This window comes from Roseomonas nitratireducens, assembly GCF_017813355.1.
GTDB lineage: Bacteria > Pseudomonadota > Alphaproteobacteria > Acetobacterales > Acetobacteraceae > Neoroseomonas > Neoroseomonas nitratireducens.
In genome coordinates, this window is sequence record NZ_JAGIYZ010000024.1 from 40,617 (window position 1) to 66,488 (window position 25,872).

The 25,872-nt window shown below is 72.6% G+C and carries 28 protein-coding genes; 14 read left to right on the forward strand and 14 right to left on the reverse strand.

Annotated features, from left to right (window positions below; translation table 11 throughout):
• Window positions 1–10 precede the first annotated feature (10 nt).
• The 5 genes from J5Y09_RS20035 to J5Y09_RS20055 all read right to left on the reverse strand — a co-directional run bounded on the left by J5Y09_RS20035 (window position 11) and on the right by J5Y09_RS20055 (window position 4,314).
• On the reverse strand, window positions 11–1,063 hold the full coding sequence (locus tag J5Y09_RS20035; RefSeq protein WP_209353630.1) for an ABC transporter substrate-binding protein: 1,053 nt from the start codon (window positions 1,061–1,063) through the stop codon (window positions 11–13).
• 26 nt (window positions 1,064–1,089) lie between these two features.
• Window positions 1,090–1,893, reverse strand: coding sequence for a molybdate ABC transporter substrate-binding protein (locus tag J5Y09_RS20040; RefSeq protein WP_342451514.1), 804 nt, complete (start codon window positions 1,891–1,893; stop codon window positions 1,090–1,092).
• Complete coding sequence (locus J5Y09_RS20045) at window positions 1,890–2,729, reverse strand: ABC transporter substrate-binding protein (protein ID WP_432761241.1); 840 nt, start codon at window positions 2,727–2,729, stop codon at window positions 1,890–1,892. The genes J5Y09_RS20040 and J5Y09_RS20045 overlap by 4 nt, the downstream gene beginning before the upstream one ends.
• Window positions 2,730–2,757: 28 nt before the next feature.
• The gene (locus J5Y09_RS20050; protein WP_209353631.1) at window positions 2,758–3,474 is read right to left on the reverse strand and encodes an ATP-binding cassette domain-containing protein; all 717 of its coding nucleotides are present in this window, start codon (window positions 3,472–3,474) and stop codon (window positions 2,758–2,760) included.
• Window positions 3,475–3,609: 135 nt separating this feature from the next.
• Window positions 3,610–4,314: an ABC transporter permease gene (locus J5Y09_RS20055; protein WP_342451515.1), complete on the reverse strand. Its 705-nt coding sequence runs from the start codon at window positions 4,312–4,314 to the stop codon at window positions 3,610–3,612.
• Between the two features lie 101 nt (window positions 4,315–4,415).
• Here J5Y09_RS20055 and J5Y09_RS20060 point away from each other — a divergent pair, with 101 nt between their 5' ends.
• Entirely contained in the window at window positions 4,416–5,297 is an 882-nt protein-coding gene (locus J5Y09_RS20060) for a substrate-binding domain-containing protein (protein WP_209353633.1), read from the forward strand.
• A 61-nt stretch (window positions 5,298–5,358) separates the two neighbouring features.
• Window positions 5,359–6,348 (forward strand): Bug family tripartite tricarboxylate transporter substrate binding protein, encoded by a 990-nt coding sequence (locus J5Y09_RS20065; protein ID WP_245217268.1) that lies wholly within the window; start codon window positions 5,359–5,361, stop codon window positions 6,346–6,348.
• 158 nt (window positions 6,349–6,506) lie between these two features.
• Here J5Y09_RS20065 and J5Y09_RS20070 read toward each other — a convergent pair whose 3' ends face one another.
• On the reverse strand, window positions 6,507–7,385 hold the full coding sequence (locus tag J5Y09_RS20070; protein WP_209353634.1) for a polysaccharide deacetylase family protein: 879 nt from the start codon (window positions 7,383–7,385) through the stop codon (window positions 6,507–6,509).
• 167 nt (window positions 7,386–7,552) lie between these two features.
• Here J5Y09_RS20070 and J5Y09_RS20075 point away from each other — a divergent pair, with 167 nt between their 5' ends.
• Window positions 7,553–8,890 carry a mechanosensitive ion channel family protein gene (locus J5Y09_RS20075; protein ID WP_209353635.1) on the forward strand — a complete coding sequence of 446 codons (1,338 nt, stop codon included), beginning with the start codon at window positions 7,553–7,555 and terminating at the stop codon, window positions 8,888–8,890.
• A gap of 36 nt (window positions 8,891–8,926) precedes the next feature.
• On the opposite strand, the gene J5Y09_RS20080 is transcribed toward J5Y09_RS20075, so the two are convergent.
• Genes J5Y09_RS20080 through J5Y09_RS20095 form a run of 4 tightly spaced genes read right to left on the reverse strand, consistent with a single transcriptional unit; the run spans window position 8,927 to window position 10,395 of the window.
• Window positions 8,927–9,286 carry a DUF2155 domain-containing protein gene (locus tag J5Y09_RS20080; protein WP_209353636.1) on the reverse strand — a complete coding sequence of 120 codons (360 nt, stop codon included), beginning with the start codon at window positions 9,284–9,286 and terminating at the stop codon, window positions 8,927–8,929.
• Window positions 9,283–9,495, reverse strand: a complete 213-nt coding sequence (locus J5Y09_RS20085; RefSeq protein WP_209353637.1) for a hypothetical protein — start codon at window positions 9,493–9,495, stop codon at window positions 9,283–9,285. Before J5Y09_RS20085 ends, J5Y09_RS20080 begins: the two co-directional genes overlap by 4 nt.
• Window positions 9,492–10,016 (reverse strand): outer membrane lipid asymmetry maintenance protein MlaD, encoded by a 525-nt coding sequence (gene mlaD / locus J5Y09_RS20090; RefSeq protein ID WP_209353638.1) that lies wholly within the window; start codon window positions 10,014–10,016, stop codon window positions 9,492–9,494. The genes J5Y09_RS20085 and mlaD overlap by 4 nt, the downstream gene beginning before the upstream one ends.
• 19 nt (window positions 10,017–10,035) lie before the next feature.
• Window positions 10,036–10,395: an NADH-ubiquinone oxidoreductase subunit NDUFA12 family protein gene (locus tag J5Y09_RS20095; protein ID WP_209353639.1), complete on the reverse strand. Its 360-nt coding sequence runs from the start codon at window positions 10,393–10,395 to the stop codon at window positions 10,036–10,038.
• A 153-nt stretch (window positions 10,396–10,548) separates the two neighbouring features.
• On the opposite strand from J5Y09_RS20095, the gene J5Y09_RS20100 reads away from it, so the two are divergent.
• The 10 genes from J5Y09_RS20100 to J5Y09_RS20145 all read left to right on the forward strand — a co-directional run bounded on the left by J5Y09_RS20100 (window position 10,549) and on the right by J5Y09_RS20145 (window position 20,609).
• Window positions 10,549–12,054: a TSCPD domain-containing protein gene (locus J5Y09_RS20100; protein ID WP_209353640.1), complete on the forward strand. Its 1,506-nt coding sequence runs from the start codon at window positions 10,549–10,551 to the stop codon at window positions 12,052–12,054.
• Between the two features lie 72 nt (window positions 12,055–12,126).
• Window positions 12,127–12,591 (forward strand): RidA family protein, encoded by a 465-nt coding sequence (locus tag J5Y09_RS20105; RefSeq protein WP_209353641.1) that lies wholly within the window; start codon window positions 12,127–12,129, stop codon window positions 12,589–12,591.
• Between the two features lie 271 nt (window positions 12,592–12,862).
• Window positions 12,863–13,072: a hypothetical protein gene (locus tag J5Y09_RS20110; RefSeq protein WP_209353642.1), complete on the forward strand. Its 210-nt coding sequence runs from the start codon at window positions 12,863–12,865 to the stop codon at window positions 13,070–13,072.
• A 66-nt stretch (window positions 13,073–13,138) separates the two neighbouring features.
• The gene (locus J5Y09_RS20115) at window positions 13,139–14,302 is read left to right on the forward strand and encodes a GNAT family N-acetyltransferase (RefSeq protein WP_209353643.1); all 1,164 of its coding nucleotides are present in this window, start codon (window positions 13,139–13,141) and stop codon (window positions 14,300–14,302) included.
• A gap of 3 nt (window positions 14,303–14,305) precedes the next feature.
• Complete coding sequence (locus J5Y09_RS20120) at window positions 14,306–14,707, forward strand: MGMT family protein (RefSeq protein ID WP_209353644.1); 402 nt, start codon at window positions 14,306–14,308, stop codon at window positions 14,705–14,707.
• A gap of 32 nt (window positions 14,708–14,739) precedes the next feature.
• Window positions 14,740–15,618 (forward strand): DMT family transporter, encoded by an 879-nt coding sequence (locus J5Y09_RS24825; protein WP_209353645.1) that lies wholly within the window; start codon window positions 14,740–14,742, stop codon window positions 15,616–15,618.
• The gene (locus J5Y09_RS20130; RefSeq protein WP_209353646.1) at window positions 15,615–17,618 is read left to right on the forward strand and encodes a DNA/RNA helicase domain-containing protein; all 2,004 of its coding nucleotides are present in this window, start codon (window positions 15,615–15,617) and stop codon (window positions 17,616–17,618) included. Before J5Y09_RS24825 ends, J5Y09_RS20130 begins: the two co-directional genes overlap by 4 nt.
• Window positions 17,619–17,626: 8 nt before the next feature.
• Window positions 17,627–18,496 (forward strand): endonuclease/exonuclease/phosphatase family protein, encoded by an 870-nt coding sequence (locus tag J5Y09_RS20135; protein ID WP_209353647.1) that lies wholly within the window; start codon window positions 17,627–17,629, stop codon window positions 18,494–18,496.
• Window positions 18,493–19,728, forward strand: coding sequence for an MFS transporter (locus J5Y09_RS20140; RefSeq protein ID WP_209353648.1), 1,236 nt, complete (start codon window positions 18,493–18,495; stop codon window positions 19,726–19,728). The genes J5Y09_RS20135 and J5Y09_RS20140 overlap by 4 nt, the downstream gene beginning before the upstream one ends.
• Window positions 19,725–20,609 (forward strand): polyphosphate kinase 2 family protein, encoded by an 885-nt coding sequence (locus J5Y09_RS20145; protein WP_209353649.1) that lies wholly within the window; start codon window positions 19,725–19,727, stop codon window positions 20,607–20,609. The genes J5Y09_RS20140 and J5Y09_RS20145 overlap by 4 nt, the downstream gene beginning before the upstream one ends.
• On the opposite strand, the gene J5Y09_RS20150 is transcribed toward J5Y09_RS20145, so the two are convergent.
• The 4 genes from J5Y09_RS20150 to J5Y09_RS20165 form a co-directional block, all read right to left on the reverse strand.
• Window positions 20,606–20,938 carry a carboxymuconolactone decarboxylase family protein gene (locus tag J5Y09_RS20150; RefSeq protein ID WP_342451517.1) on the reverse strand — a complete coding sequence of 111 codons (333 nt, stop codon included), beginning with the start codon at window positions 20,936–20,938 and terminating at the stop codon, window positions 20,606–20,608. The two genes, J5Y09_RS20145 and J5Y09_RS20150, sit on opposite strands and share 4 nt — an antisense overlap.
• Before the next feature lie 88 nt (window positions 20,939–21,026).
• Window positions 21,027–23,369 carry an ATP-dependent Clp protease ATP-binding subunit ClpA gene (gene clpA / locus J5Y09_RS20155; protein ID WP_209353651.1) on the reverse strand — a complete coding sequence of 781 codons (2,343 nt, stop codon included), beginning with the start codon at window positions 23,367–23,369 and terminating at the stop codon, window positions 21,027–21,029.
• Window positions 23,370–23,478: 109 nt separating this feature from the next.
• Entirely contained in the window at window positions 23,479–23,820 is a 342-nt protein-coding gene (gene clpS, locus J5Y09_RS20160) for an ATP-dependent Clp protease adapter ClpS (RefSeq protein ID WP_198376122.1), read from the reverse strand.
• Window positions 23,821–24,047: 227 nt separating this feature from the next.
• A complete protein-coding gene (locus tag J5Y09_RS20165) occupies window positions 24,048–24,545 on the reverse strand; it encodes a phasin family protein (RefSeq protein ID WP_209353652.1) in 498 nt (165 codons plus the stop codon).
• Window positions 24,546–24,915: 370 nt separating this feature from the next.
• On the opposite strand from J5Y09_RS20165, the gene J5Y09_RS20170 reads away from it, so the two are divergent.
• Window positions 24,916–25,872 (forward strand): D-alanyl-D-alanine carboxypeptidase family protein (locus tag J5Y09_RS20170; RefSeq protein WP_209353653.1); only part of this gene is annotated, 957 nt, incomplete at its 3' end.

Here is a 25,872-nt window from a genome sequence, read left to right on the forward strand (position 1 = left end):
GCGCGGCGCATCACGCGCCGGGCAGCGCCGGGCCAAGCAGCGCCGCGACCTGCGCGGCGTCCGGCCGGCGATGGAAGAACAGCGCGTGGAAATCGGCGACGGCTTCCGCCAGCCCGTCCCGCGGCCGCAGCCCGAACAGCACCGGCAGCCACATCAGCCCGAGCAGCCGGTTCACCGAGGGCGGGAAGTCCACCCAGCCGAAGGGCAGGCCCGGGGCAAGCACCAGCCGTCCCCGCCGCGCCGCCGGCAGCGCCTGCCAGAGCGGATCGGCCTTCGCATGTGCCGGGAAGCCCGGATGGATGGCGACCACCCAGTCGGGATTCCAGGCGAGCACCTGTTCCATCGAGACCTGCACCAGGCTGCCCGCGCCGAGTGCCGAGGCGGCGACGTTCTCCGCGCCCGCGAATTCGATGATCTCGGTGTTGATCGACCCGGCCACGCCGGTCTCGAGCCCGCGCGGCCCGCGCACGTACAGCACCCGCGGCCGGCCGCGCGCGCGCAGCGCCTCGGCCGCCGAGACCGCGTCGGCGAGGATGCGCTCGGCCGCCGCGGCGCGCGTCGCGGCAGCCTCCCGCCGGTCGAGGATCTCGCCGAGCAGGCGATAGGTCTCCGGGATGCGCGGCAGCGCGCCGTCGAGCAGCAGCGTCGGCAGGCCGGTCTGCTGCTGCACGCGGCCCGCGAGGTCGACGAAGACCGGCCGGGTCGAGCCGTAGTCGAGCACCAGGTCCGGCCGCTGCGCGAGCACGGCTTCGACATTCGCGCTGTTGTCGCGCCCCGTCAGCCGGCCGATCTGCGGCAGGGCGGCGGACTCGCGCGTCAGGAAGGCGGCCTCGGCCGGGCTGGGCGGCCGGGCGGGCCAGCCGGCCAGAAGGTCCGGCGCCAGGCTGTAGAGCAGGATCGCCGCCGGCGGCCCGGCGGGAAAGACGCGCGCGATGCGGTCCGGCACGCCGATGCGCCGGCCGGTCGCATCCGCGACCAGCCTCTCGGCCCGCGCCGGGGCGGCGGCGAGCGCGCCGGCGCCGGCAAGCACTGCACGGCGCGAAGGGAAGGGGGCATCGGCCATCGCGGTGGATGTGGGCCTGGCCCGCGTCAGGGGGAAGGCGCGGACAGGCCCGGCGCGACGAAGCCGTGCCGGTCTAGGATCGCCTGGCCCTCGGGCGAGAGCAGGAAGAAGGCGAAGCGCGCCGCCTCCGGCCGATCGCCCAGCACGACCAGCCCGTAATCGGCGCCGACGGCGAGTTCCTCCGGCAGCGGCACCTGCCGCAGCGCCGGGTTCGCCGCCCGCGCCAGCACGGCGTTGGTGCAGTAGGTGAGGAAGAGGTCGGCACCGCCCTCCCGCTCGAACTGCCAGGCATAGAGGTCGCGCCCGGCCGGCGGGCGCGCGCTGTCCGGCCCGCCGGTCAGCGTCAGCGCCTTGGCCTCGAGCGCGGCGCGCGCGCCGGGGCGAGACGCGTCGGCGCGGGCGAAGGCGGCGAAGGCGTAGTCGCCCGCCGGATCGGCGCGTGGCGTGGAAGCGCCGAGGCGCACCGCCGGGTCGAGCATGCGGTCGAGCAGCGTCGCGCTCGTCACCGCGAGCCCAGGCCGCGCGATGGCGCAGAGCCCGTTGCGGGCGAAGAGCACCGTCGGCCGCCCGCGTTCCCGCCCCACCGCCTGGGGATGCTCCATGTTGGCGGAGGCGAAGGCCTCGAAGGGCTCGCCCGCCGCGATGCGCTGGCGGAGCAGGCCCGAGGGCGCGTAGGTCTGCGCCACCGGCGCGCCGCCCTGCGACGCGGCGAAGGCCGTCGCGACCTCGGCCAGCGCGGCGCGCAGCGAGCCCGCGGCGGCGAGGTGCACCGGCTCGGCCGCGGCGGGCATTGCGATCAGCAGCGCGGCGAGGAGCGCCGCCGCCCTCACGAGACCGGCTCGGGCTGCGTCGCGTTCGGGAAGAACAACTGCTCCCCGCCCACCTTGTAGGACGCGATCGCCGCCTGCCCGGCGGGGGAGAGGATCCAGTCGATGAAGCGCTGCCCGTCGGCCGCCTTCACATGCGCATGGCGCTGCGGGTTCACGAGCATGACGCCGTACTGGTTGAACAGCCGCGCGTCGCCCTCGACGAGGACGCGCAGGTCCTGCCGGTTGCGGAAGGCGAGCCAGGTGCCGCGGTCGGCGAGGATGTAGCCGCCCTGCGCCGCGGCCGTGTTCAGCGCCGGGCCCATGCCCTGGCCGATCTCGCGGTACCACTGCCCGCGCCCCTGCGCCGGGTCGGTGTTCGCCTGCTGCCACAGGCGCAGTTCCGCCGCATGCGTGCCGGACCGGTCGCCGCGGGAGACGAAGGGCGCGCGGGCGCCGGCGATGCGGCGCAACGCTTCCGTCGTGTCGGTCAGCCCGGCGATGCGCGCCGGGTCGGCGGCGGGGCCGATGACGACGAAGTCGTTGTACATCACGTGGCGGCGCTCCAGGCCGAAGCCTTCGCGCACGAAGCGCTCCTCCGCCGCGCGGTCATGCACGAAGACCACGTCCGCATCGCCGCGACGGCCGACATCGAGCGCCTGGCCGGTGCCGAGTGCGACGACGCGCACGGCGATCCCGCTGTCCCGCGTGAAGATCGGCAGGATGTGGCCGAACAGGCCGGATTGCTCGGTGCTGGTCGTGCTGGCGACAGTGATGCTGCGGTCCTGCGCCGCGGCGCCGCCGGTGGCGGCGAGGGCGAGGGCGGCGGCAAGCAGGCCGCGACGGAGGATCTTCGTCACGTGGTTTCTCCCTTTGGATGCTGGCCGTTCACCAGAGGAGGTCGCCGCGCAGGAAGGCGTCGGCCTCGGCCGTGGTGGGCGCGAAGAAGAACTGGTCGGCCGGCGTCTGCTCGAGCAGCCGGCCGCGATGAAGGAACAGGACCTCGCCGGCGAGGCGCTTCGCCTGGGCGAGGTCGTGCGTCGTCATGACGATCTTGGTGCCTCGCGCGGCAAGCGTGGCGACGATCTGCTCGACCGCGCGCGTCGCCGCGGGGTCGAGGCTGGCGCAGGGTTCGTCGAGAAACAGCAGCTCCGGGTTCAGCGCCGCGGCGCGGGCCAGCGCGAGCCGCTGCTGCTCGCCCCCCGACAGCCGCCGCGCCGGCCGGTCGGCGAGATCCGCGAGGCCCACCATCTCGAGCGCGGCGCGGGCGCGCGGCTCGCGCTCGGCCGACGGCACGCCGGCGAGCCGCAGCGGATAGAGCGCATTCGCCATGACGCTGCGGCGGAGCAGAACCGGGCGCTGGAACACCATGGACTGGCGCCGCGCCGCGTCCGGGCCGGCATGCGCGACGCGGCCCTGCGTCGGCGCGAGCAGCCCGTGCAGCAGGCGCAGCAGCACGGATTTTCCTGCACCGTTCGGGCCGATGATCATGCTCGGCCTGCCGGCCGCGATCGTCAGGTTCACATCCGAGAGGATCGCCTGCCCGCCGGCGGCGAAGCCGAGCCCCTCGGCAATCAGCGGCAGCATGGTGTCGGGCGCGCGCATCACGCCCCCGATGGCCGGAGCGGCGCGCAAGGCGCGCTGCGGAGGGCTGAATCGGTGGCGTTCACGACAGCGCCCCCGATGGCCGGAGCGGCGCGCAAGGCGCGCTGCGGAGGGCTGAATCGGCGGCGCCGGCCATCACGCCCCCGCCCGCTGCGCGACCTGCCGCGTCGCCTGCGCGGCGGCGTTCAGCAGCAGCACGATCGCCATCAGCACCATCCCCAGCGCGAGCGCGAGCGGCAGGTTTCCCGCGCTGGTCTCGAGCGCGATCGCCGTCGTCATCACCCGCGTGAAGCCGTCGATGTTGCCGCCGACGATCATCACCGCGCCGACCTCGGCACTCGCGCGCCCGAAGCCCGCGAGCAGCACGGTCAGCAGCGCGAAGCGCCCGTCCCACAGCAGCGTCGGCACGGCGCGCAGCCGCCCCGCGCCGAAGGAGCGGAGTTGCTCGGCATATTCCTCCCACAGCCCTTCCAGCACCTCGCGCGACAGCGCGGCGAGGATCGGCGCGATCAGCACCGCCTGCGCGATGATCATCGCCGTCGGCGTGAACAGCAGCCCGAGCGGGCCGAGCGGGCCCGAGCGCGACAGCAGCAGGTAGATCAGCAGCCCCGCGACGACCGGCGGCAGGCCCATCAGCGCGTTCAGCACGGACAGCACCAGCCCCCGCCCCGGGAAGCGCGCCACGGCGAGCAGCGCGCCGAGCGGCAGCCCGACCAGCGCGGCGATGAGCAGCGCCGTCAGGCTCACCCGCAGCGAGAGCAGCACGATGCGCGCCAGCGCCGGGTCGGCGGTGACGACGAGGTCGATCGCGGTGGCGGCGGCGGTGCCGATGTCGTTCACGGGCGCTTCCAGGGTCGGGCGGAACCTGCGGATGGCAAATGCCGACGTCAACGGTCGGATATCTTGACGGGATGCTGTCATTTGCCGGAATTTGCCGGTTGATGCCTGATGTCCTGACGCTGAAGGAAGCCGCCGCCTTCCTCCGCCTGTCCGAACGCGCGCTGTACGACCTCGCGCGCGGGCGGCGCGTGCCGGCGGCGCAGCTCGGCGGCAAATGGGTCTTTCCCCGCCGGCGCCTGGAATCCTGGCTCGACGCGCAGGCCGAACCGGAGCCCGGGATCCTCCCGGCCCCCCCGCCGCCCATCATCGCCGGCAGCCACGATCCGCTGCTCGACTGGGCGGTGCGGCAATCGGGCTGCGGCCTCGCGCTGCGCAGCGGCGGCAGTCTCGATGGCCTCGCCGCGCTGGCCGAGGGCACGGCCGCGATCGCCGCGAGCCACCTGCTCGACCCCGACAGCGGCGAGTTCAACCTGCCGGCGCTGCGCGAACACCTGCCGCGCCGTGCCTGGGTCGGCATCCTCTGGGCCTGGCGGGAGCAGGGGCTGATCGTGCCGCCTGGAAATCCGCGCGGCCTGTCCGGCGTGGCGGACCTTGCCGCGCCGGGCATCCGCGTCATCGGCCGCCAGCCGCGCGCGGGCAGCCATGTGCTGCTGCTGCACCTGCTCGCCGAGGCGGGCATCCGGCTCGAGGCGATCGGCTTCCTGCCTGCCCCGGCCCTGGCGCATGACGAGCTCGCCGCCGCGGTCGCCGAGGGCCGCGCCGATGCCGGCTTCGGCATAAGGGCGGAAGCCGCCGCGCGGGGCCTCGGCTTCGTGCCGCTGTTCCGCGAACGCTTCGACCTGGTGATGGAGCAGCGCCGCTTCTTCGAACCCCCGATGCAGGCGCTGCTCGCCTTTGCCCGGCGGCCCGCCTTCGCCGACCGCGCCGCGCGCCTGGGCGGCTATGGGGTGGAGGAGACGGGCGGCGTCGCCTTCGTCGCCTGAAGCCCTCCACAGGCCCCCGCCGGCGCGGTAAGCCTGCCGGATCAACGGGAGACGAGACAGGATGACGACCTTGATGCCGCGCCGCCGCGCGCTTCTCGCCGCCGCCGGCGCCGCGGCCCTGCCGCTGCCCGCCCTGGCCCAGGCGCCGTGGCCGAACCGGCCGATCCGCGCCATCATCTCCTTCCCGCCGGGCGGGGCGATCGACACCGTCACGCGCCTGATCGGTCCGATCATGGCCGAGCAGCTCGGCCAGCCGATCGTCGGCGAGAACCGGCCGGGGGCGACCGGCACCATCGCCGCCGCGGCGGTCGCGCAGGCGCAGCCGGATGGCTACACCTTCCTCTTCGACGCCTCCTCGCACGCCGCGGCGCCGCATCTCGTGCGCAACCTGTCGTTCAACTACGAGACCGCCTTCGCGCCGGTGACGCAGCTGACGACGGTGCCGCTCATCCTCGTCGCGCATCCTTCCGTGCCGGCGAACAACATCCAGGAATTCCTCGCCCTCGGCCGGGCGCGCGCGCAGGCGGGCAATCCGCTCGTCTACGCCTCCTCCGGCAACGGCTCAGCGGCGCATTACTCGGCGGTGCTGTTCCTCCAGCAGGCGGGGTTCGAGGCGACGCACGTGCCCTTCCGCGGCGGCGGGCCCGCGGTGCAGGCGCTGCTCGCCGGCACCACGCAGTTCCACTTCGGCACCACCGCCTCCTCCACCGCGCTTGCGCAGGACGGGCGGCTCAAGGCCTTCGCCGTGACGACGAAGGAACGCATCCCGCAGCTGCCGAACGTGCCGACGCTGCAGGAAGCGGGCCTGACCGGGTATGAGTGGATCGAATGGGGCGGCATCTTCGCCCCCGCGGCGACGCCGGCGCCGATCGTCGAGCGCATGAACGCCGCCGCGCGGCATGCGCTGGGCCAGCAGACGGTGAAGGATCGCCTCGCGCAGATCGGCATGCTGCCGGTGGGCAGCAGCCCGTCCGTCTTCGCGGCCTATGTGCGCGAGCAGCAGGCGCTGGTCGGGCGGCTGACGCGGGAAGCGAACATCACGCTGGATTAGCTTGCCTCAATCGCCGGCGCCCGCATGCGCGGGCTTGGCTTGCGCGCCGTGCGCTGGCCCGCCGGGCACGGCTGGCGGTCTGGGCGCGGTCGCGCTTTGCGCTCCCGGATCGAGGCAGGGCCTCGATCCGCTTTATGGTGCCTCAGGCGCCGGTGCGGTCAGGGCGCGGGATGCAGCGCGGCGAACCAATCGCCGATCTCGCTCGAGGTCGCGAAGGCGACCTCCTCGTGCCGCGCGAGTTCTTCCATCGCCGCGGAAAAACTCTCCATCCGGTGCGCGACGCCGATCACATGCGGATGCAGCGCGATCGTCATCACCCGCGTGCGGTCGAAGCCGCCGCGCGCATAGAAGGCCATCGTGTCGCGGATGCGCGCGGCAAGCGCGTCGGACGCCTGGTTCGCCACCACATAGACCGGCACGTCGTTCAACTCGACCGTGTAGGGCAGGGACAGCATCGGCCCCGCCCCGGTGCGCATCCACACGGGCGTGTCGTCCACCAGCCAGTCATGCAGGAAGTCGACGCCGTGGCGCTTCAGCACCTCCGGCGTGTCGGCCTTTTCCGACAGCCCCGGCCCGAGCCAGGCGCGCACGGGCTGGCCCGAGAAGCCGCGCATGATGGACAGGCTCTCGCGCACCCAGGCCTCGTCCTCCTCCACCGTGGCGAGCGCCTTCTGATACAGCCCGTGGCCGACGAACTCCCACCCTGCCGTCAGCATCACCTCGGCCAGGCGCGGGTAGTGGGTGCAGATCTGCGCGTTGGACAGGTTCGACGCGCGGATATCGAGCGCGGCGCAAAGGTCGACCAGCCGCTGCATCCCGACGCGCAGCCCGTATTCCACCCAGGTGAAGTTGGGCACGTCCGGCACGGCGCGGATGCCGTGCGGCGGCGGCAGGATGGCGCGCGGCATGGGCTGGTCGAAGGGCCAGTACTCCACGTTCACCGCGACGTTGACGATGACGCGCTTGCCGCGGAAGCGCGGCAGCGGCGGCGCGTCGCCCTCCAGCCGGAACGGGATGCGCGGATTGGGCTCGGCCATGGGGATCTCCGGCGGGCTGCTGCGGTCCTGTCGGCAGGCATGGCCGGTTTCCGCCCGCGCGTCGAGACACCGCCGCTTCCGTCGCGGCCACGCCAGCCGCTACCATGGACCGCCGGGCCACAAGGCACCGATTGGGGGAAGCGCTGACCGCCGCATCGTTCCGCCGCATGATCCTGCCGGCCGTCGCCGCGGGCGCCGCGCTCGCGGCGCACCTGCTGCTGCCGGACGCAGGGCTCGCCGGCACCCTGCGCCTGGCCGCCGGAACCGCCTTCTGGTTTGCCCTCGCCTGGGCCGCCGCGCGACTCGCGGCCATCCTGCTGGCCGCGCATCCGAAGCTGCTGTCGGACCTGATCGGCACGGCGATGTTCGTCGCCGCCCTGCTGTTCGTGACGCAGTTCGTGTTCGAACTGCCCGCGACGGGGCTCATCGCCACCTCCTCCGTCCTCATCGCCGTGCTCGGCTTCGCGCTGCGCAACACGCTGGGCGACATCTTCTCGGGCATCGCGCTCGGCATCGAGGCGCCCTACGCGATCGGCGACTGGATCGAGGCGACGGAAGGCTGCGCCGGCCGCGTCACCGAGATCTCCTGGCGCACGACGAAGCTGGTCACGCGCGACGGCGTCACGCTGGTGGTCCCGAACAGCCTGATCGCCGGGCACCGCATCGCAGTCTATGGCAGCGGCATCGCCGGGCGCTTCCGCACCCAGGTGAACGTGCCGGTGGACACCTCGCTGCCGGCCGACCGCGCCCGCCGCCTGCTGCTGGCCGCGGCGATGGAGGCCGGGCGCGACCTGCCGGACTTCGCCCCGGATGTCGTGCTGGTCGATCTCTCGCAGGGCATGGCGCTCTATGCCGTGCGCTTCCACGTGCCGGACTACGGCGCGGAGATGCGCTGGAAGGACGCGGTGGCGGGCGCCGCGCAGCGCGCGCTGCAGCGTGCCGGCCTCGAACTCGCCCGGCCGGGGCGGGAGGTTGCGCCCGGCCGCCCCTGGCAGCCGCCCGAGCCGTCCCGGCCCGCGACGCTGCTCGGCGCGACGGAACTGTTCCGCCCCTTCACCGCCGACGAACGCGCCACCCTGGGCGACGCCATGGCCGAGCACGCGCTCGCCCCCGGCGCGACCATCGTGCGGCAGGGGGAGGAAGGCGCCTCGCTCTACCTGCTCGCCGAAGGCGTGCTCGAGGTGCTGATCGCGCGGCCCGGCGGCGGGGAACGGCGCGTCGACCGGCTGTTCCCCGGCGCCGTCTTCGGGGAGATGTCGCTGCTCACCGGCCAGCCGCGCAGCGCGACCGTGCGCGCGGAGACGGAGGCGCTGGTCTTCGAACTGGGGCGGGAGGCGCTCGACCCGCTGCTGCGCGCGCGCCCCGACCTTGTGGAGGGGCTGACGGCGATCATGGCCGCGCGGCAGAGCCGCAACGCCGCCGGGCCCTCGCCGCAGGCCGCGGCCGCGATGCCTTCGCGCGAGGACATGCTGGCGCGGCTGAAATCCTTCTTCGGCCTGCGCTGAGCGACCCGAACGGGGCAGGCCGCGGGCGAAGCCGCCTCAGCGGCACTCCAGCACGCGGATGTCGTAGACCGGGTGCTCCAGCATGTTCACGCCCGGGGCATTGGCGAACATCCAGCCGCGGAAGGCGGGCGGGCTGCCCGGCGCCGCGCGGCTGTCGGTGATCTCCATGAAGGCCGCGGCGTCGGGCACTTCGTCCGGCGCGCGGCCCTGGCAGGCGCGCAGGTTGATGGTCAGGGACCCGAAGCTCGCCGCGCGGCCGACCGGCGCGTCGAGGATGCTGACGCGCGCCGTCACCTTGTCGAGCGCCTGCAGCCGCGCGCTGCGCATCGGCACCCATTCCTGCGCCGCGGCGGGCAGGGCGAGAAGCAGCAGGGCAGCCGCGGCGGCGATCCTCATGCCGGCTTCCGCGGGCTTTCGAGGCCCTCGACCAGCGCGCGCAGCATCTCCCGCATCGCGGCCTCGTCCACGCCCATCAGCACCGCGTCCTCGAAGGCGTCCTGCAGCGCCTGGCGCAGCTCGGCGTGGTTCTCGGCCAGCACCTTGAGCTTCTCGCGGCACGACACCGGCTTGCCGTCGGCGCCGGGCCAGACGGTCGGCGCGTTCATCGCGGCGCGGGCGCCGGGGGCGGCGCCGGGGTGGTCGCGGGCTGCTCGGCGCCGCCGCGCTGCTGGTTCATCTCGGTGACCGAGAAGATGAAGCGGCCGAGCAGGCTCTCGAGGCTGACCGCGCTCTGCGTGATCTCGATCTCCTGCCCGTCGCGCAGGATGCGCTCCGACCCGCCGGGCACGAGCGCCACGTATTTCCCGCCGAGCAGCCCCTCGCTCTGGATCTCGGCCGAGGTGTCGTGCGGCAGGCGCAGCCCGGCATCGACGCGCAGCGTCAGCACGGCGAGGAAGCTTTGCGGATCGATCCGCTGCGCCACCACCTGGCCGATCTTCACGCCGGCGAGCCGCACATCGGCCCCGGCCGCGAGCCCGTCGATCCGGTCGAAGCGCGCGGTCAGCGTAATCCCGGGACCGCCGGAGATGGACCGCCCGCTGGTGGTGACCGCGTAGAACAGGAACAGCCCGGCGACCGCCAGGATGACGGCGCCGGTCAGCAACTCGGCAAGGCTGCGCTTCTGCATCGGGGATGGATGTCGGGGCTCAGCGCCCCGGCGTCCAGGCCTCGTAGTCGCCGGCGGTGGTCGGGCGCTGCCCGGCCGCGGCATCGTGCCCGGGCGGGCGCCACGCCTCGGCCGTACCGGTCATGTTCGCGCGATGCTCCTTCTGCCAGGCGCGGCGGGGCGCGTCCTCCGGTAGCGGGGCGTCGGTGGTGTGGTGCAGCCAGCCCCACCATTCGGGCGGCACGGTGGAGGCCTCGGGCGTCCCGGCATAGGTCACGCGGCGCAGCGGGCGCCCATAGGCATCCTTGCGGGCCTTCGCGACCCAATAGGTGTTGCCGAAGCGGTCGCTGCCGACACGGCGGCTGGTCAGGCGGATGATGAGATCGTCCAGAAAGGCCATCGGCATCCTCGGGGAGAGCCCGGAATGCGTTAGATGCCACAGCGGCGCCGCCGGCGCAAAGCCGGGGCTATCCACAGGATATTGGGGTGAATCGCTGCCGGAGACACAAGATGCGGCTTTCGCGCCCCGCCTGGGCCGGCTAGCCTCCGGCTTATGGCTGGTCTCGCAGGCACTCTCTGGCAGTCCGTCGCGCTGCGCCGCACGCGCGCCGGCGCCGATCCCGACGCGCAACCGCGCCCCATCGCCCTTCCCGCCGCCTGGGAGGACGAGGAAGCGGCCGCGATCGCCGCCCTCGCGCCCGGCGCTGGCCCGGTCACCTTCCCGACCCTGGCGGAGGGCTGGATCCGCCGCGTCACCACGCGCGGCCGGCGCCTCGGCCTCATCGCGAGCCCCGAGGAAGCGGACGCGCTGGCCGAGGAGCTGCGCGCCCTGCTGCTCGCCCGCCGCGGCGCGCCCGGCGCCGAGGTGTGGCGCGACCGGCGGGAGGAAGCGCGCTTCGTGCTCAACCTGCCCGCCTTCCTCGACGCCGACGGGTCCTTCGACGCCGCCGGCTACGCGCATGCCGCCGCGCTCGGCGTGCGGGTGCTCGACATCCTCGGCCAGGGGCGGGCATCGCGCCTGCGCCTGGGCTTCGCCGACCTTGCCGGCCTGCTCGCCGCCTTCCGCCTGCCCTATGCGGGGGAGGAAGCGCGCGCCGTCGCCGCGGCCATCGCGGCGCTGACGCGCGGCGCGGCCGAGGCGGAATCCGGGCGGCTCGCCGAACGCCATGGCGCGCTGCACCCGGTCGCGCTGATCTGGCCCGAACCGCCCGCCGAGACGGCGATCCCCGGCCTGGCCGCGGCCGCGCGCGCCGCGCTCGACGAAGCCGCGGGCTCGCCCGGCCTGCGCCACCAGGGCTGCGTGGCGCTGGCGCCGGCCGATGCGGTGGAAGCGCTGCTCGGCGCCGAGACCGCCGGCCTTGCCCCGGCCGCGGGGCCCCTGCAGCCGGCCATCGACGAGGCCGGGCGCCACGTGCTGCGCCCGACGCGCGCCGCGCTGCGTGCGGGGGATGCCGCGCCGGGCCTGCTCGCCCCGCCGCCGCCGGCCGCCCGCGCGGCGATGGAAGCGGCGGCGATGCCCTTCCTGGATGCCGCGCCGCCGGCGCCGATCGCGCTGCCCGCCCCGCCGCAGGCCCCCCGCCGGGCCCAGCCGCGGCCCGTCGCCTCCGCGGCGTCCCGCACGTGGCGCGCCTCGGTCGCCGGGGCACGGGTGGCGCTGCGCGCCATCGAGGACGATCGCGGCCGGCTGCGGGAGATCGCCTTCAGCGCGCCGCGCGAAGGGGCGTCCGCAAGGGCGCTGCTGGAGGCGCTGGCCCAGGCCGTCTCGCTCGGCCTCGCGCACGGCGTTCCGCTCGACGGCTTCGTCGAGACCTATGCCTATGCCCCGGGCGCGGGCGGCGCGGTCGAGGGCGATCCGGCGATCCGCCGCGCGACCTCGGTGTTGGACTGGGCCTTCCGGCGGCTGGCGATGGAGTATCTCGGCCGCACCGACCTGCCCGACCCGGCGGAGGAGGAAGCCGATCCGCCGGTCGTGCAGGCCGCCCAGCCGCCGCTGCTGCCGCTCGACCTGCCGGCGCAGCCCTCGCCGCGGCGGGGCCGGTCGATGCGCCACGCCGCCTGACGGAGGGGGGGGCGACGCGCCCCCCGAAGCGCGGCACTCTCAGCCCTCCCGATCCGAGGAGGAGAGAGACCCATGGCCGGACGCATCGCCGCACGACTCGCGGAACTCGGCATCAGCCTGCCGCAGCCCGCGGCACCCATCGCCAACTACGTGCCCTTCTCGGTCACCGGGAAGCTGGTCGTCGTGTCGGGCCAGATCCCGCTGCGCGACGGGGCCATCGCCTATACCGGCAAGGTCGGCGTGGACCTGACGCCGGAGGCGGCGAAGGACGCCGCGGCGCTGTGCTTCGTGAACCTTCTGGCGCAGGTCCAGGCGGCGGCCGGGGATCTCGACCTGGTGAAGCGCGTGCTGCGACTCGGCGGCTTCATCGCCGCGCCGGCGTCCTTCACGCAGCATGCGGTGGTGATGAACGGGGCTTCGGACCTGGCTGTCGCGGTGTTCGGCGATGCCGGCCGGCATGCGCGGACGACGATCGGCGTGCCTTCACTTCCTGGTGACGCGGCGGTGGAGGTGGAGGGGATGTTCGAGCTCGCATGAGTATCATTGCGCGAGACGGAGCCTAAAAAATCGCGGCCGGCCCCGCCATGGTGGCGGGACACAACCGGAATATACCAACGGTAGTGTGTGGGATGCCCGCAACACTCAATTTTTGAGACTATTTAACGTATTGCAAACGTCACTCGCGGTGTGGTGAGGTGCATCCATCGGTTGCAGCGAGGACAAAATCATGTCGGACGTTCGCGGTTGGGATCATCGTGCGGTTGCAATTTCCGAGGCCTATAGCTCCGCCGCCGAGGGGCGGTGGACCATGGCCCTCGGCGTCATCGCCATGCTGCTCGGGCTTGCCGCCGCCACCGGCGGCGCCCTGATCGGCCTGGGCCAGACGTCCCGGCTCATCCCGCTGCCCGGCGGCCTGCCGGCCGCGGACCCGGAGACGGTCGCGATCGCCATGTTCGCCTGCGGGGCGATCACGATGCTGCTCGGCGTCATCAGCGTCTACAAGGCGCAGGACCACTGAACCGGCCGGGCGCCCAAACGGGCGCCCGCGCCTTGCCATGCCGGCGGGCGGCGCGACATTGGGGGCATGCCCGACGGTCCGCCCCCGCTGACGCTGACGCTCCACCGCGCGATCGCCGAGATCCCGGCACCTGACTGGGATGCCTGCGCGGGCGGCGACAATCCCTTCGTCTCCCACGCCTTCCTCTCCGCGCTCGAGGACAGCGGCAGCGCCGTGCCCGATCGCGGCTGGCTCCCCCAGCACGCGGCGCTGCGGGACGAGACGGGGCGGCTGCTCGCCTGCGCGCCCTGCTACGCCAAGTCGCATTCCCAGGGCGAATACGTCTTCGACCATGGCTGGGCCGATGCGCTGGAGCGCGCGGGCGGGCAGTACTACCCCAAGTTGCAGGTCGCGGTGCCCTTCAGCCCCGTCCCCGGCCCGCGCCTGCTGGTCCACCCCGATGCCGGGCTGCCGGTCGCCGCGCTGGCCCAGGCGCTGGTGCAGGGCTGCGAGGGCGTCGGCGCCTCCTCGGTCCATGTCACCTTCTGCACGGAAGCGGAGTGGGCGGCGCTGGGGGATGCCGGCTGGCTGCAGCGCCTCGGCACCCAGTTCCACTGGTCCAACCCGGGCTACGGGTGCTTCGACGATTTCCTGGGCGCGCTCGCGTCCCGCAAGCGCAAGGCGCTGAAGCGGGAAAGGCGCGACGTTGCCGGCTGCGGCCTGGCGCTGCGCTGCCTGCGTGGGGCGGAGATCACGCAGCGGCACTGGGATGCCTTCCATCGCTTCTACCGCAGCACCACCGACAAGAAGTGGGGCCGCAGCGCGTACCTGACGAAGCGCTTCTGGCCGCTGCTGGGCGAAAGGCTCGGCGACGCCGTGGTGCTGATGGTGGCGGAGCGGGACGGCGAACCGGTCGCCGGCGCGCTGAACCTGGTGGGGCGGGAGGCGATCTACGGCCGCAACTGGGGCGCGGTCGTCGACGTCCCGTTCCTGCATTTCGAGCTCTGCTACTACATGGCCATGGACTTCGCGATCGCGCACGGCATCCCGCGCGTCGAAGCCGGCGCGCAGGGGGAACACAAGATCCAGCGCGGCTACCTGCCGGTGCCGACCTTCTCCGCGCATTGGATCGCGCATCGGGGCCTTTCCCAGGCGGTGGCGGATTTCCTCGCGCGCGAAAGGCCGGCCATGCGGCGGGAGATGGAGGCGCTCGCCACACTCTCCCCCTTCCGGAAGGATGGCGAGGCGTAGCGCATGGCGCGGTCGCCCTTCTTCGCGCGCATCAAGGGGGATGTGCTGCGGATCGTGGCCGCCGTGCCGGAGGGGCGCGTCGTCACCTTCGCCGACATCGCCGCGCATCTGGACGTCGCGCCGCGCCATGTCGCCTATATCCTCGCGACGCTGAGGGAGATCGAGGCGGCGACGCTGCCCTGGCATCGCGCCGTGACGGCGGAGGGGACGCTCGGGTCGCCGAAATCCGGGCCGGACGGCGCGACGCAGCGCGCGCTGCTGGCAGCCGAGGGCGCGGCCTTCGACCCGGCGGGCCGCATCACGGATTTCGTGGCGCGCCGCGCCGACCCTGCCGCGCTGCCGCATGGCGTGCCCCGGCAGGTGCGGCCCGCCGACGCGCCCGCGCCCGGGCGACGCCGACGGTAGGAGCCGGCGCTCGGGCGCGATAGGCTGCCCTTGTGCGCCTCGCCTACCTCCAACTCGCCCTGTCCATGGCGCTGGTCGGCGCCAATGTCGCCGTGGCGAAGCTGCTGGCCGAGGCGCTGCCGATTGCCATGATCGCCTTCCTGCGCTGCGTGCTGGCCACGCTCGTGCTGCTGCCGCTGGCGCGCGCGATGGACGGGCCCGTGCGCGTGCCGCCGGACGTGCTGCGCAACCTTGCCCTGCAGGCGCTGTTCGGCACGGCGATCTACAATGCGGGGCTGCTCGCGGGGCTGCGGCTGACCTCCGCGCTGGAAGGCGGGCTGGTGCTCGCGACGCTGCCTGCCGTGGTCGCGATCGGTGGCGCGCTGCTGCTGCGCGAACGCCTGCCGGGGCGGCAATGGTCGGCCGTGGCGCTGGCTGCCGGCGGCATGGCGGCGATCACGATCGCGCGCAGCGCGGCGGGCGATGGTGGATCGGCGCTCGGTAACCTGCTGGTGTTCTGCGGCGTGATCGGGGAGGCCGCCTATGTGCTGCTCGCGCGTCGCATCGCGGGGCGCGTGCCGGTGATCACCGCGAGCCTGTGGATGCAGGTGTTCTCCGCACTGGTGCTCGCACCCTTCGCGCTGCCCGATGTCGGTGCCGTCGCGGCGCTGGCCGACCCGTCGCTCGCCGCGCTGCTCGTGTTCCATTCGCTGACGGCGAGCGTGCTGTGCCTGCTGCTCTGGTACGCCGGGCTGAAGCAGGTGCCGGCGGGTATGGCGGGGATCTTCACGGTGTTCCTGCCGGGCACGGCGGCGCTGGTGGCGGTGACGCTGCTGGGGGAAGCCTTCTCGGGCGTCCATGCCGCGGGCTTCGTGCTGATGATGGGCAGCGTGGCGGTGGCGACCTGGCCGCGGCGGGGTGGGGGCGGATGAGGGCGTGGTTCGCCTGCGGGGGCGCGGCGCTGCTGGCGCGCGACCCGGCCGATACGGTCGGGCGGCTGGCCTCGGCGCAGCAGGCGCGCGGGCATGCCGGCACGCCGGAGCAGGAGGCCGCCTGGCACGCGCAGGTCGCGGCGTTGCGCGACGGGCTCGGCGCCGCGGGTGGCGCGGGGTGGACCATCGCGCTGGAATACGAGTTGCTGCGCCTGGAGAAGCGCATCGACGCGGTGGTGCTGACCGATCGCGCCATCCTCGCGCTGGAGTTCAAGCAGAACGACGCCTCGCCCGCGGCGCTGGCCGAGGCGGAGGACTACGCGCTCGACCTGCGGGACTTCCACGCCGGCAGCCGAGGGCATCCGATCCTGCCGGTGCTGGTCACGGGCGGGGTGCGCGGCTTCGCGCCGCCGGCCCAGCCGCCGCTGATCTGGCAGGGCGTGTCGCAGCCCGTGATGTGCGGGCCGGATGGCCTCGCGGCGCTGTTCGGCTGGGTGCAGTCGGCTGCACCGGAGGCGCCGCTCGACGGCGCCGCCTGGCTCGCCGCGCCCTATCGGCCGGTGCCCGGGATCGTCGAGGCGGCGACGATGCTGTTCGCCCGCCATGGCGTGGCCGAGATCGCCGCCGCGCGCGCCGATGCGACGAACCTGCGCGAGACGAGTGCGGCGATCGCGCGCGCCGTCGACGAGGCGCGGCGCGACCATGCGAAGCGCGTCGTCTTCGTGACCGGCATTCCGGGGGCTGGCAAGACGCTGTGCGGCCTCAACGCCGTGTTCGGCGCGGCGCGGCAGGATGGCGCGGCCTTCCTGACCGGCAACGCGCCGCTGGTCGCCGTGCTGCGCGAGGCCCTGGCGCGGGATGCCGTCGCGCAGCGCGGCGCGTCGAAGGCGCAGGCGCTGCGGGAGGTGAAGACGGCGATCCAGAACGTGCACCGCTTCCTCGAGGACGGCGCGAAGCCCGGCGCCGGCGCGCCGCCCGAGCGCGTCATCGTCTTCGACGAGGCGCAGCGCGCCTGGGACGAGGCCAAGGCACGCCGCGGCACGCAGAACCGCCCGGGCACGCTGACCATGAGCGAGCCCGCCCATACGCTCGACATCATGGGCGGGCATCCCGGCTGGGCGGTGGTCGTCGCGCTGATCGGCAACGGGCAGGAGATCAACACCGGGGAGGCGGGGCTGGCCGAATGGGGCCGCGTCATCGCCGCCGATCCGCGCTGGAGCGCGGCCGCGGCGCGGCGCGTGCTGGACGCGGCCGATCCGATGCAGCGCCTCGCGCAGGGGCATCCGCCCTGGCTTGTCCTCGACGACGCGCTGGACCTGACGGTCCCGATGCGCGCGGTGCGGGATTCGGCGGTCGCGGGCTGGGTCGAGGCGGTGCTGGCGGAGGATGCGGCGCGCGCCCGGTCCGTCGCGTCGCGGGCCGAGGACTTCCCGGTTTTCGTCACGCGCGACCTGGACGCCGCGCGCGCCGCGCTGCGCGGCTTCGCGCGCGGGCGGCGGCGGGCGGGGCTGCTGCGGTCCTCGGGTGCCAAGCGGCTGCGCGGGGAAGGGCTGGCGGCCGAGGTCCCGGCGGAGGACGTGGCCGACTGGTTCCTCAACGCCTGGCCGGATGTGCGCGCCTCCGACGCGCTCGAGGCCGCGGCGACGGAATATGCCTGCCAGGGGCTGGAACTGGATGTGTGCGGCCTGGCCTGGGGCGGGGACCTGGTGCGGGGCGCGGCGGGCTGGTCGGCGCGGCGCTTCGCCGGCACGCGCTGGCAGGCGGAACGCGCCGAGGCGCATTACGTGCTCAACACCTACCGCGTGCTGCTGACGCGCGCGCGCTACGAGACGGTGGTCTGGGTGCCGCGCGGTTCGGCGCGGGACGCGTCCTTCCACGACGCCACGCGCGACGCCGCCGAGATGGATGCGGTCGCCGGCTTCCTGCTGGCCTGCGGCGCGCGGCCATTGCCGGCCGCCGCGGCACCCGCCCCGCGCGCGGTGGCGCCGACGCTGCTATGAACATGGCCATGCGCCCGCTGCTCGCCCTGCTCCTCCTGCTCCTCGCCCTGCCCGCCGCGGCGCAGGAGCTGAAGATCGCCGCCTGGAACATCGAATGGCTGACCACCAAGCCGGCCGGGCATCCCGACCTGCCGCAGGGCCGGCCGACGCGCACGCCGGAGGATTTCGCCCGGCTGCGCGCCCATGCGGAACGGCTCGCGGCCGATGTCGTCGCGATCCAGGAGGTGGACGGGCCGCTCGCCGCCGCGCGGGTCTTCGACGCGACGCGCTACGACTTCCACTTCCCGGCCGAGACCGACACGCAGCGCGCCGGCTTCGCCTGGCGGCGCGGGCTGAACGTCACGCGCAACCCGGATGTCTCGGCGCTGGATCTCGTGCCGACCGCGCGGCGCTCGCTGCGCCGCGGCGCGGACATCACCGTGCGCGCGGGGGAAGGCCCGCCGATCCGGCTGCTGTCCATCCATCTCGATGGCGGCTGCGCGCAGGGGTCCGTGCGGCGGCCCGATTCCCGGGATTGCCAGAATCTCGGCCGCCAGGCGGAGATCCTGCGCGACTGGATCGCGGAGCGGCGGCGCGAGGGCATCGCCTTCGTCATCCTCGGCGACTTCAACCGCCGCATCGGGCGCGGCGACGAATTCCTCGCGGTGCTGGAGGAAGCGGCGCCGCTGGTGAACCCGGCGGATGGGCTGCGCAACACCTGCGACGCGGGCAGCGGCCGCGTGCGGCCCTTCATCGACCACATCCTGCTCGGCGGGCCGGCGCGGTCCTGGCTCGTGCGCGACAGCTTCCGCGTGATGCTCTACGCCGAACGCGACCCCGCGCTGCGTGAGCGGCTGTCCGACCACTGCCCGATCAGCCTGCGGCTCGACCCGCGGTGAGCGAGGCCGCGCCGGGCTTCGCCCGCATCACGCTGCCGCTCGCGGCGATCAACTTCCTCAACCAGGCGAACCGCGGGATGGTCGCGACCATCGGGCCGCTGCTCGCGATCGAGTTCGGGCTGTCCGCCTCGGAACTCGGCCTGCTCGCCGCCTGCTTCTTCGCCGCCTATGCGCTGGCGCAGCTGCCGATCGGCGTCGCACTCGACCTGCATGGGCCGCGCAAGGTGCAGAGCACGCTCGCGCTCGTCTCCGCCGCGGGCTTCGTGGTCAGCGCGCTCGCGCCCGATGTGTGGGTGCTGGCGCTGGGGCGCGTCATCTGCGGCTTCGGCCTCGCCGCGGGGCTGATGGCGATGCTGAAGGCCAACACGCAATGGTATCCGAAGCAGCGCGTCGCGGCTGTGACGGGGGCGGGGCTGTTCCTCGCCGGCATGGGGGGCATGAGCGCGACCGTGCCGGTGCAATGGGCGGTGCCGCTGCTCGGCTGGCGGGGCATCTTCGTCTTGCTCGCGGTGCTGGCGGTGGCGGTCTCGATGTGGATCCGCTTTTCGGTGCCGGACCGGCCGCCGGGTGCCGTGGTGCCGCAGAAGCGCAGTATGGCGCGGGAGATCGGGGAGTTCGGCCGCATCTTCCGCGACCGCGCGTTCCTGCGCTTCCTGCCCGCGATCATGGTGCTTTCGGCGCTGAACTTCACCTTCCAGGGCCTCTGGGCCGGGCCCTGGCTGCGCGACGTGGCGGGGATGGCGGACGGGCCGCGCGCGGTGGCACTTCTGGTCTATGCGCTGGGGCTGGTGACGGGCAGCCTCGTGACCGGCCAGGCCGCGTCCTTCGCGCAGGCGCGCGGCTTCTCGCCGATGTTCGTGCCCTATCTGGGCATGGGCGGCGTGCTGGTGTGCCTCGCGACGCTGGTCGCCGCACCGTCCGGCTTCTGGACCATCGCCGCGGTGTGGTTCTGCTTTTCCTTCTGCGGGTCGGTGGGCGTGGCGGGCTATGCGGCGGTGGGGCAGGGGTTTCCGCCGGAATTGCAGGGGCGGGTCGCGACCGCGATCAACTTCTCCATGCTCGTGCTGGTCTTCCTGTTCCAGACCGGGATCGGCGCGATCCTCGACCTCTGGCCGCGCACGGCGAATGGCGGCTGGGACCCGGCGGGCTATGCGGTGGCGCTGTCCGTCACCTTCCTGTTGCAGTTGCTGGCCGCGCTGTGGATCGTGGTGGCACCGAAGGGGAGGGCATGATGGTCAACAAGCGCACGGCGAAGGTGCTGGAACGGTTCCGCGTGACCTCCGGCAAGGGATTCCGGCTGAAGGACATCGCGCCCGACGGCACGGCGGGCATCGACCTCGAGAAGGACCATGCGGCGGAGCTGCTGCAGCAGGGCGTCGATCGCCTCGCGGAACTGCAGGACATGCTCTACGCGCAGGATCGCTGGTCGGTGCTGTGCATCTTCCAGGCGATGGACGCGGCGGGGAAGGACGGCGCGATCAAGCACGTGTTTTCCGGCGTGAACCCGCAGGGCTGCCAGGTGCATTCCTTCAAGGCGCCGACGGCGACGGAACTCGACCACGATTTCCTCTGGCGCCATTCGACGGCGCTGCCCGAGCGCGGGCGCATCGGCATCCACAACCGGTCGTGGTACGAGGAAGTGCTGGCGGTGCGCGTGCACCCGAACTTCCTCGAGGGCCAGAAGCTGCCGCCGCGATTGGTGGGCAAGAAGATTTGGGACGAGCGGCTTGAGGACATCGCCGCCTATGAACGCTACCTCGCCCGCCAGGGGACGGTGGTGCTGAAGTTCTTCCTGAATGTGAGCCAGGCGGAGCAGAAGGCGCGCTTCCTGTCGCGCATCGAGGAACCCGAGAAGAACTGGAAGTTCTCGGCCAACGACGTGGCCGAGCGCGCGCATTGGGATTCGTACATGGCCGCGTACCAGGAAGCGATCCGCGCCACCGCCGCGCCGCACGCGCCCTGGTACGTGGTGCCGGCGGACACGAAGTGGTTCACACGGCTGGTCGTCGCGGCGGCGCTGATCGACGCGCTGGAAGGGCTCGACCTGCACTATCCGAAGGTGACGAAGGCGCAGAAGGCGGCGCTGGACGTGGCGCGGAAGGCGCTGGTCTAGGCTTCGTTCGCCCGATCCAGCACATGCAGCGCATAGGTGAACGCCGCGCCCGCGTTCAGCGCGATGGCGACGCCAAGCGCCTCGGCGATCTCCTCCTTCGTTGCCCCCGCCGCCTGCGCCTTGCGCACATGCGCGTCCATGCAGCCCTCGCATTTGGTAGTGATGGCGACGGCCAGCGCGATGAACTCGCGCGTCTTGGCGTCCAGGTGCTGCGTCTTGGCCGCGCCGTTGGACAGCGCGACGAAGCCCTTCACGATCTCCGGGTGCAGTTGCCCCAGTTCCTTGCCGCGCTCGCGCAGCGCCGCGGAATAGGCGTTCCAGTCCTTGATCGCGCTCATGCCGGTGTCCCCTGAATGAAAAACGGGCGCGGAGGCATCCCCCGCGCCCGTCGATCATCGCGCGCCGGGGCGCGCCGCGCTACTCGGCCGTCTCGGGCTCGCGCTCCGCATCGCCTTCGCCTTCCTCGGGCTTCGGCAGGGCGGGCGGGGCCGCTTCGACGATGTCGAAGGTCAGCGCGCCGTCCTTGAGGCCGACCTTCACCGAGCCGCCCTTCACGAGCTTGCCGAACAGCAGCTCCTCGGCGAGCGGCTTCTTCACATGCTCCTGGATGACGCGCGCGAGCGGGCGCGCGCCGTAGAGCGGATCGTAGCCCTTCTCGGCGAGCCATTCCTTGGCCGCCGAGGACAGCTCGATCGTCACGTTGCGGTCCGCCAGCTGGGCTTCCAGCTGCATGACGAACTTCTCGACCACGCGGCCGACGATCTCGGGCGTCAGGCCCGAGAAGCCGACGATGGCATCGAGCCGGTTGCGGAACTCCGGCGTGAACATCCGCTGGATCGCTTCCGTGTCCTCGCCGACGCGGGAGGTCCGCTCGAAGCCGATGGTGGGCTTGGCCAGGTCCGACGCGCCGGCATTCGTCGTCATGATCAGGATGACGTTGCGGAAATCGACGGTCTTGCCGTTGTGGTCCGTCAGCTTCCCGTGGTCCATCACCTGCAGCAGGATGTTGTAGAGATCCTGGTGCGCCTTCTCGATCTCGTCGAGCAGGAGCACGGCGTGTGGGTGCTGGTCGATCGCATCGGTCAGCAGGCCGCCCTGGTCGAAGCCGACATAGCCCGGCGGGGCGCCGATCAGCCGCGAGACCGAGTGCCGCTCCATGTATTCCGACATGTCGAAGCGGACGAGCTCGATGCCGAGCGTCTTGGCCAGCTGCTTGGCGACCTCGGTCTTTCCGACGCCGGTGGGGCCGCTGAACAGGTAGTTGCCGATCGGCTTCTCCGGGTCGCGCAGCCCGGCGCGGGACAGCTTGATCGCGGCGGACAGCGCCTCGATCGCCTTGTCCTGGCCGAACACCATCGCCTTGAGGTCGCGCTCGAGGTTCTTGAGCTGCTCCCGGTCGTCGGTCGAGACCGACTTGGGCGGGATGCGGGCGATCTTGGCGACGATGTCCTCGACGTCCTTGAGCGTGACCGTCTTCCGCCGCTTGTTCTCGGGCAGCAGCATGCGGGACGCGCCGACCTCGTCGATCACGTCGATCGCCTTGTCGGGCAGCTTGCGGTCGTGGATGTATTTCGCCGAAAGCTCGACCGCGGCGCGGATCGCTTCCGGCGTGTAGCGGACCTTGTGGTGCTTCTCGTAGTTGGTCTTGAGGCCCTGGAGGATCTTCACCGCGTCCTCGACCGTGGGCTCGTTCACGTCGATCTTCTGGAAGCGGCGGACCAGCGCGCGGTCCTTCTCGAAGTAGTTGCGGTATTCCTTGTAGGTGGTGCTGCCGATGCAGCGCAGCGTGCCCTGCGCGAGCGCGGGCTTGAGCAGGTTCGACGCGTCCATCGCGCCGCCGGAGGTGGCACCCGCGCCGATCACGGTGTGGATCTCGTCGATGAACAGGATGGAGCCCGCCTGGGCCTCCAGCTCGGTCACCACGGCCTTGAGCCGTTCCTCGAAGTCGCCGCGGTAGCGCGTACCGGCCAGCAGGCTGCCCATGTCGAGCGCGAAGATGGTCGACTTCAGCAGCACCTCGGGCACGTCGCCCTCGACGATCCGCTTGGCCAGGCCTTCCGCGATCGCGGTCTTGCCCACGCCCGGATCGCCCACATAGAGCGGGTTGTTCTTGGTGCGGCGGCAGAGGATCTGGATGGTGCGGTCGATTTCCTCGGCCCGGCCGATCAGCGGGTCGATCTTGCCCTGCTGCGCCTTCTTGTTGAGGTTGACGCAGTAGTTCGACAGCGCGTCCTGGCCGCGGCCGCCGCGCGGCTTCTCCTCCTTCTCGGCATTCTCCTCCGACGTGCCGGGGGAACCCTGCACCGGGCGCGGCTGGGACCGGCCGGGCGCCTTGGCGATGCCGTGGCTGATGAAGTTGACCGCGTCCAGCCGCGTCATGTCCTGCAGCTGCAGGAAGTAGACGGCGTGGGATTCGCGCTCGCTGAACAGGGCGACGAGCACGTTGGCGCCCGTCACCTCGTCGCGGCCGGAGGATTGCACATGGATCGCGGCACGCTGGACCACGCGCTGGAAGCCGGCGGTCGGCTTCGGATCCCCGCCGCGCTCGGTCACCAGGCCCGCCAGGTCCTTGTCGAGGAACTCGGTCAGGTCGCGCTTCAGGCGCTCGAGGTCGACGCCGCAGGCGCGCAGCACGGTGGCCGCGTCCTGGTCGTCGCCGAGGGCAAGGAGCAGGTGTTCGAGTGTGGCGTATTCGTGCCGGCGCTCGCTGGCGAGTGCCAGGGCCCGGTGGAGCGTCTGCTCGAGGTTGCGGGACAGCATGTCAGTGACGCTCCCCTGTAGGTGCCGGGTCGGTCTCGTTGGACCTCGCGGGCACCGGACATTCAATGGGTATCTTGGCCTCCCCCTGGGCTTCTGCGAGCCCTTCGCCCTATTCCTTTTCGATCGTGCACTGCAGAGGGTGCTGGTTCTGGCGCGCCAGGTCCATCACCTGCGTCACCTTCGTCTCGGCGACCTCATAGGTATAGACGCCGCAGACGCCGACGCCGCGGCGGTGCACGTGAAGCATGATGCGCGTCGCTTCCTCCCGGTTCTTCTGGAAGAAGCGCTCGAGGACATGCACGACGAACTCCATCGGCGTGTAGTCGTCGTTCAGCATCAGCACCTTGTACATGGCGGGCTTCTTGGTGCGCGGGCGTGTCTTCACGACGACCCCGGTCTGGGATCCGTCGCCGCCTTGCCCGCTGCCCGGGCGCTTGTCCTGGTCGCTCATGGTCGAAGAGGTGGTTTCCCTCGGCGCAAACGGCAACTCACCGCGCCGCATGGCAGGATATCGGAGCGCGCGGCTTCCCGGAAAGGGTAGACCGCGCCAAGGCGACAAGATTGTCGCCAAGGTGCTGAGAAAACGATGAAGGGCCCGGCCCCTCCCCCCGGAAGGGGGAAGGACCGGGCCCTGATCGGAGGCGCCCCCCACCCGATGGGGGGGCGTTCCGTGGCGGATCAGGCCGCGAGCGGCTTCGCCATCTTCTCCATGGCGACCGTCACGCGGGCGGAGATCGGCGCCACGGCCTGCTCGGTCAGCTTGAAGACCGCTTCCTGCATCTTGGCGGATTCGGCCACGGCCTTCTCCATCGCGGCCTTGGCGAACTTCGCCTGGACCTCGGCGGCCTCGTTCAGGCTCTTCACGGCGGCGAGCGCCTTGGCACCCTCCAGCGTGTGGTCCGTCAGGCCCTGCGCCAGCGCCATCGCGTGGCGGGCGAGGTCCTGCGTGCCGACGGCCCAGGTCTGCGCGGCCTTGGTGAAGGCCTCGACATTGCCGCGGTTGAATTCCGCCACGTCCTCGGCGGCCTTCATGACGCCCTCGGCGCCCTTGCTGAACTGTTCCATGCTCTTCTCCATCGCCACGCGGGCCTGAGCCGCGCCTTCGGTCACGATCTTCTGCGCCTGCGCCGCACCCTCGGCGGCGATCTTCTTCACATCGGCCTTCGAATCAGCCATGTTCGTATCCTCTTTCGCTGTCGCGCTCTCGATGACGGACTCGGCCTCGGGCGCGGCATTCCGCACCTTCCGCTTCGCCGGCCCGGCCGTCCGGACCGATTTGCTGCGCTGCAACATGAGTGTGTGATAGCGAAGCGCCCGTCCCGGTTGCAAGCCCTTTTTTGCAGTGCACAAAAGTGTCGGGGGTGCTGCCCCGGCCATACCGGGGCCGGGATGTCGTGCGGCAGCGCAGCAACGAATTGTAAGTGCTTGCCGTGCAACGAACTCTCCCGGGGAATTCCGATGGACGCGGGTGGTCGCCGTGACTATCCTGGACTTCGGGGATGAAAGGGCCCGGCGCCGTCCTGGCGCCCGGCCAGGGGGATTGCGCATGACGCAGACACGCGCCCGCGCGTGCCGGCGGGGATTCGCCCGCGCCGTTGCCGGGCTGATGCTGGCCGCCGGAGCCTTGTTCTTCGCCGCGCCCGCCGCGGCGCAGATCGGCAGCGAACGCTATGCCGCCATCGTGCTCGACGCCCGCAGCGGCCGCGCCCTGATCGCGGCCAACGCGGATGAGCCGCGCTACCCGGCCTCGCTCACCAAGATGATGACCCTCTACATGCTGTTCGAGGCGCTGCGCGACGGGCGCGTGAACCTCAACACCCCGATCCGCATGAGCGAGGAGGCGGCGTCCCGCCCACCCTCGAAGCTGGGCCTGCCGCCCGGCATGACACTGACCGCCGAGCAGGCGATCCTCGCTCTGGTGACGAAGAGCGCCAACGACGTCGCCGCCGCGGTCGGCGAGCACCTTGGCGGGTCCGAGGAACGCTTCGCGCAGCTCATGACCCTGCGCGCGCGCGCCATCGGCATGACGCAGACCACCTTCCGCAACGCCTCCGGCCTGCCGGACCCGGACAACATCACCACCGCGCGGGACATGGCGACGCTCGGGCTCCGGCTGATCCGGGACTTCCCGAACCGCTACCACTATTTCGGCACGGTCCACTTCTCCTGGGGGCGGGCGATGATCCGCAACCACAACCGCATGCTCGGCGACTATGAGGGCGCGGACGGGATCAAGACCGGCTTCATCCGCGATTCCGGGTTCAACATCGTGACCTCGGCGCTGCGCGATGGGGTGCGCCTGGTGGGCGTGACGATGGGCGGGTCCTCCTGGGTCGAGCGCGATCGGCACATGGGCGCGCTGCTCGACCAGGGCTTCGCGCAGCTCGGCGTGGCGCCGCGCCCGCCGTCTTCCGTGATGGCGGCCGCGACCGCGGCGCCGGTGGTCGGCCGGGCCCGCGCCGCGGTGCCGGACCGCCGCGCCGCCGCGGCCCGCACGGCACCC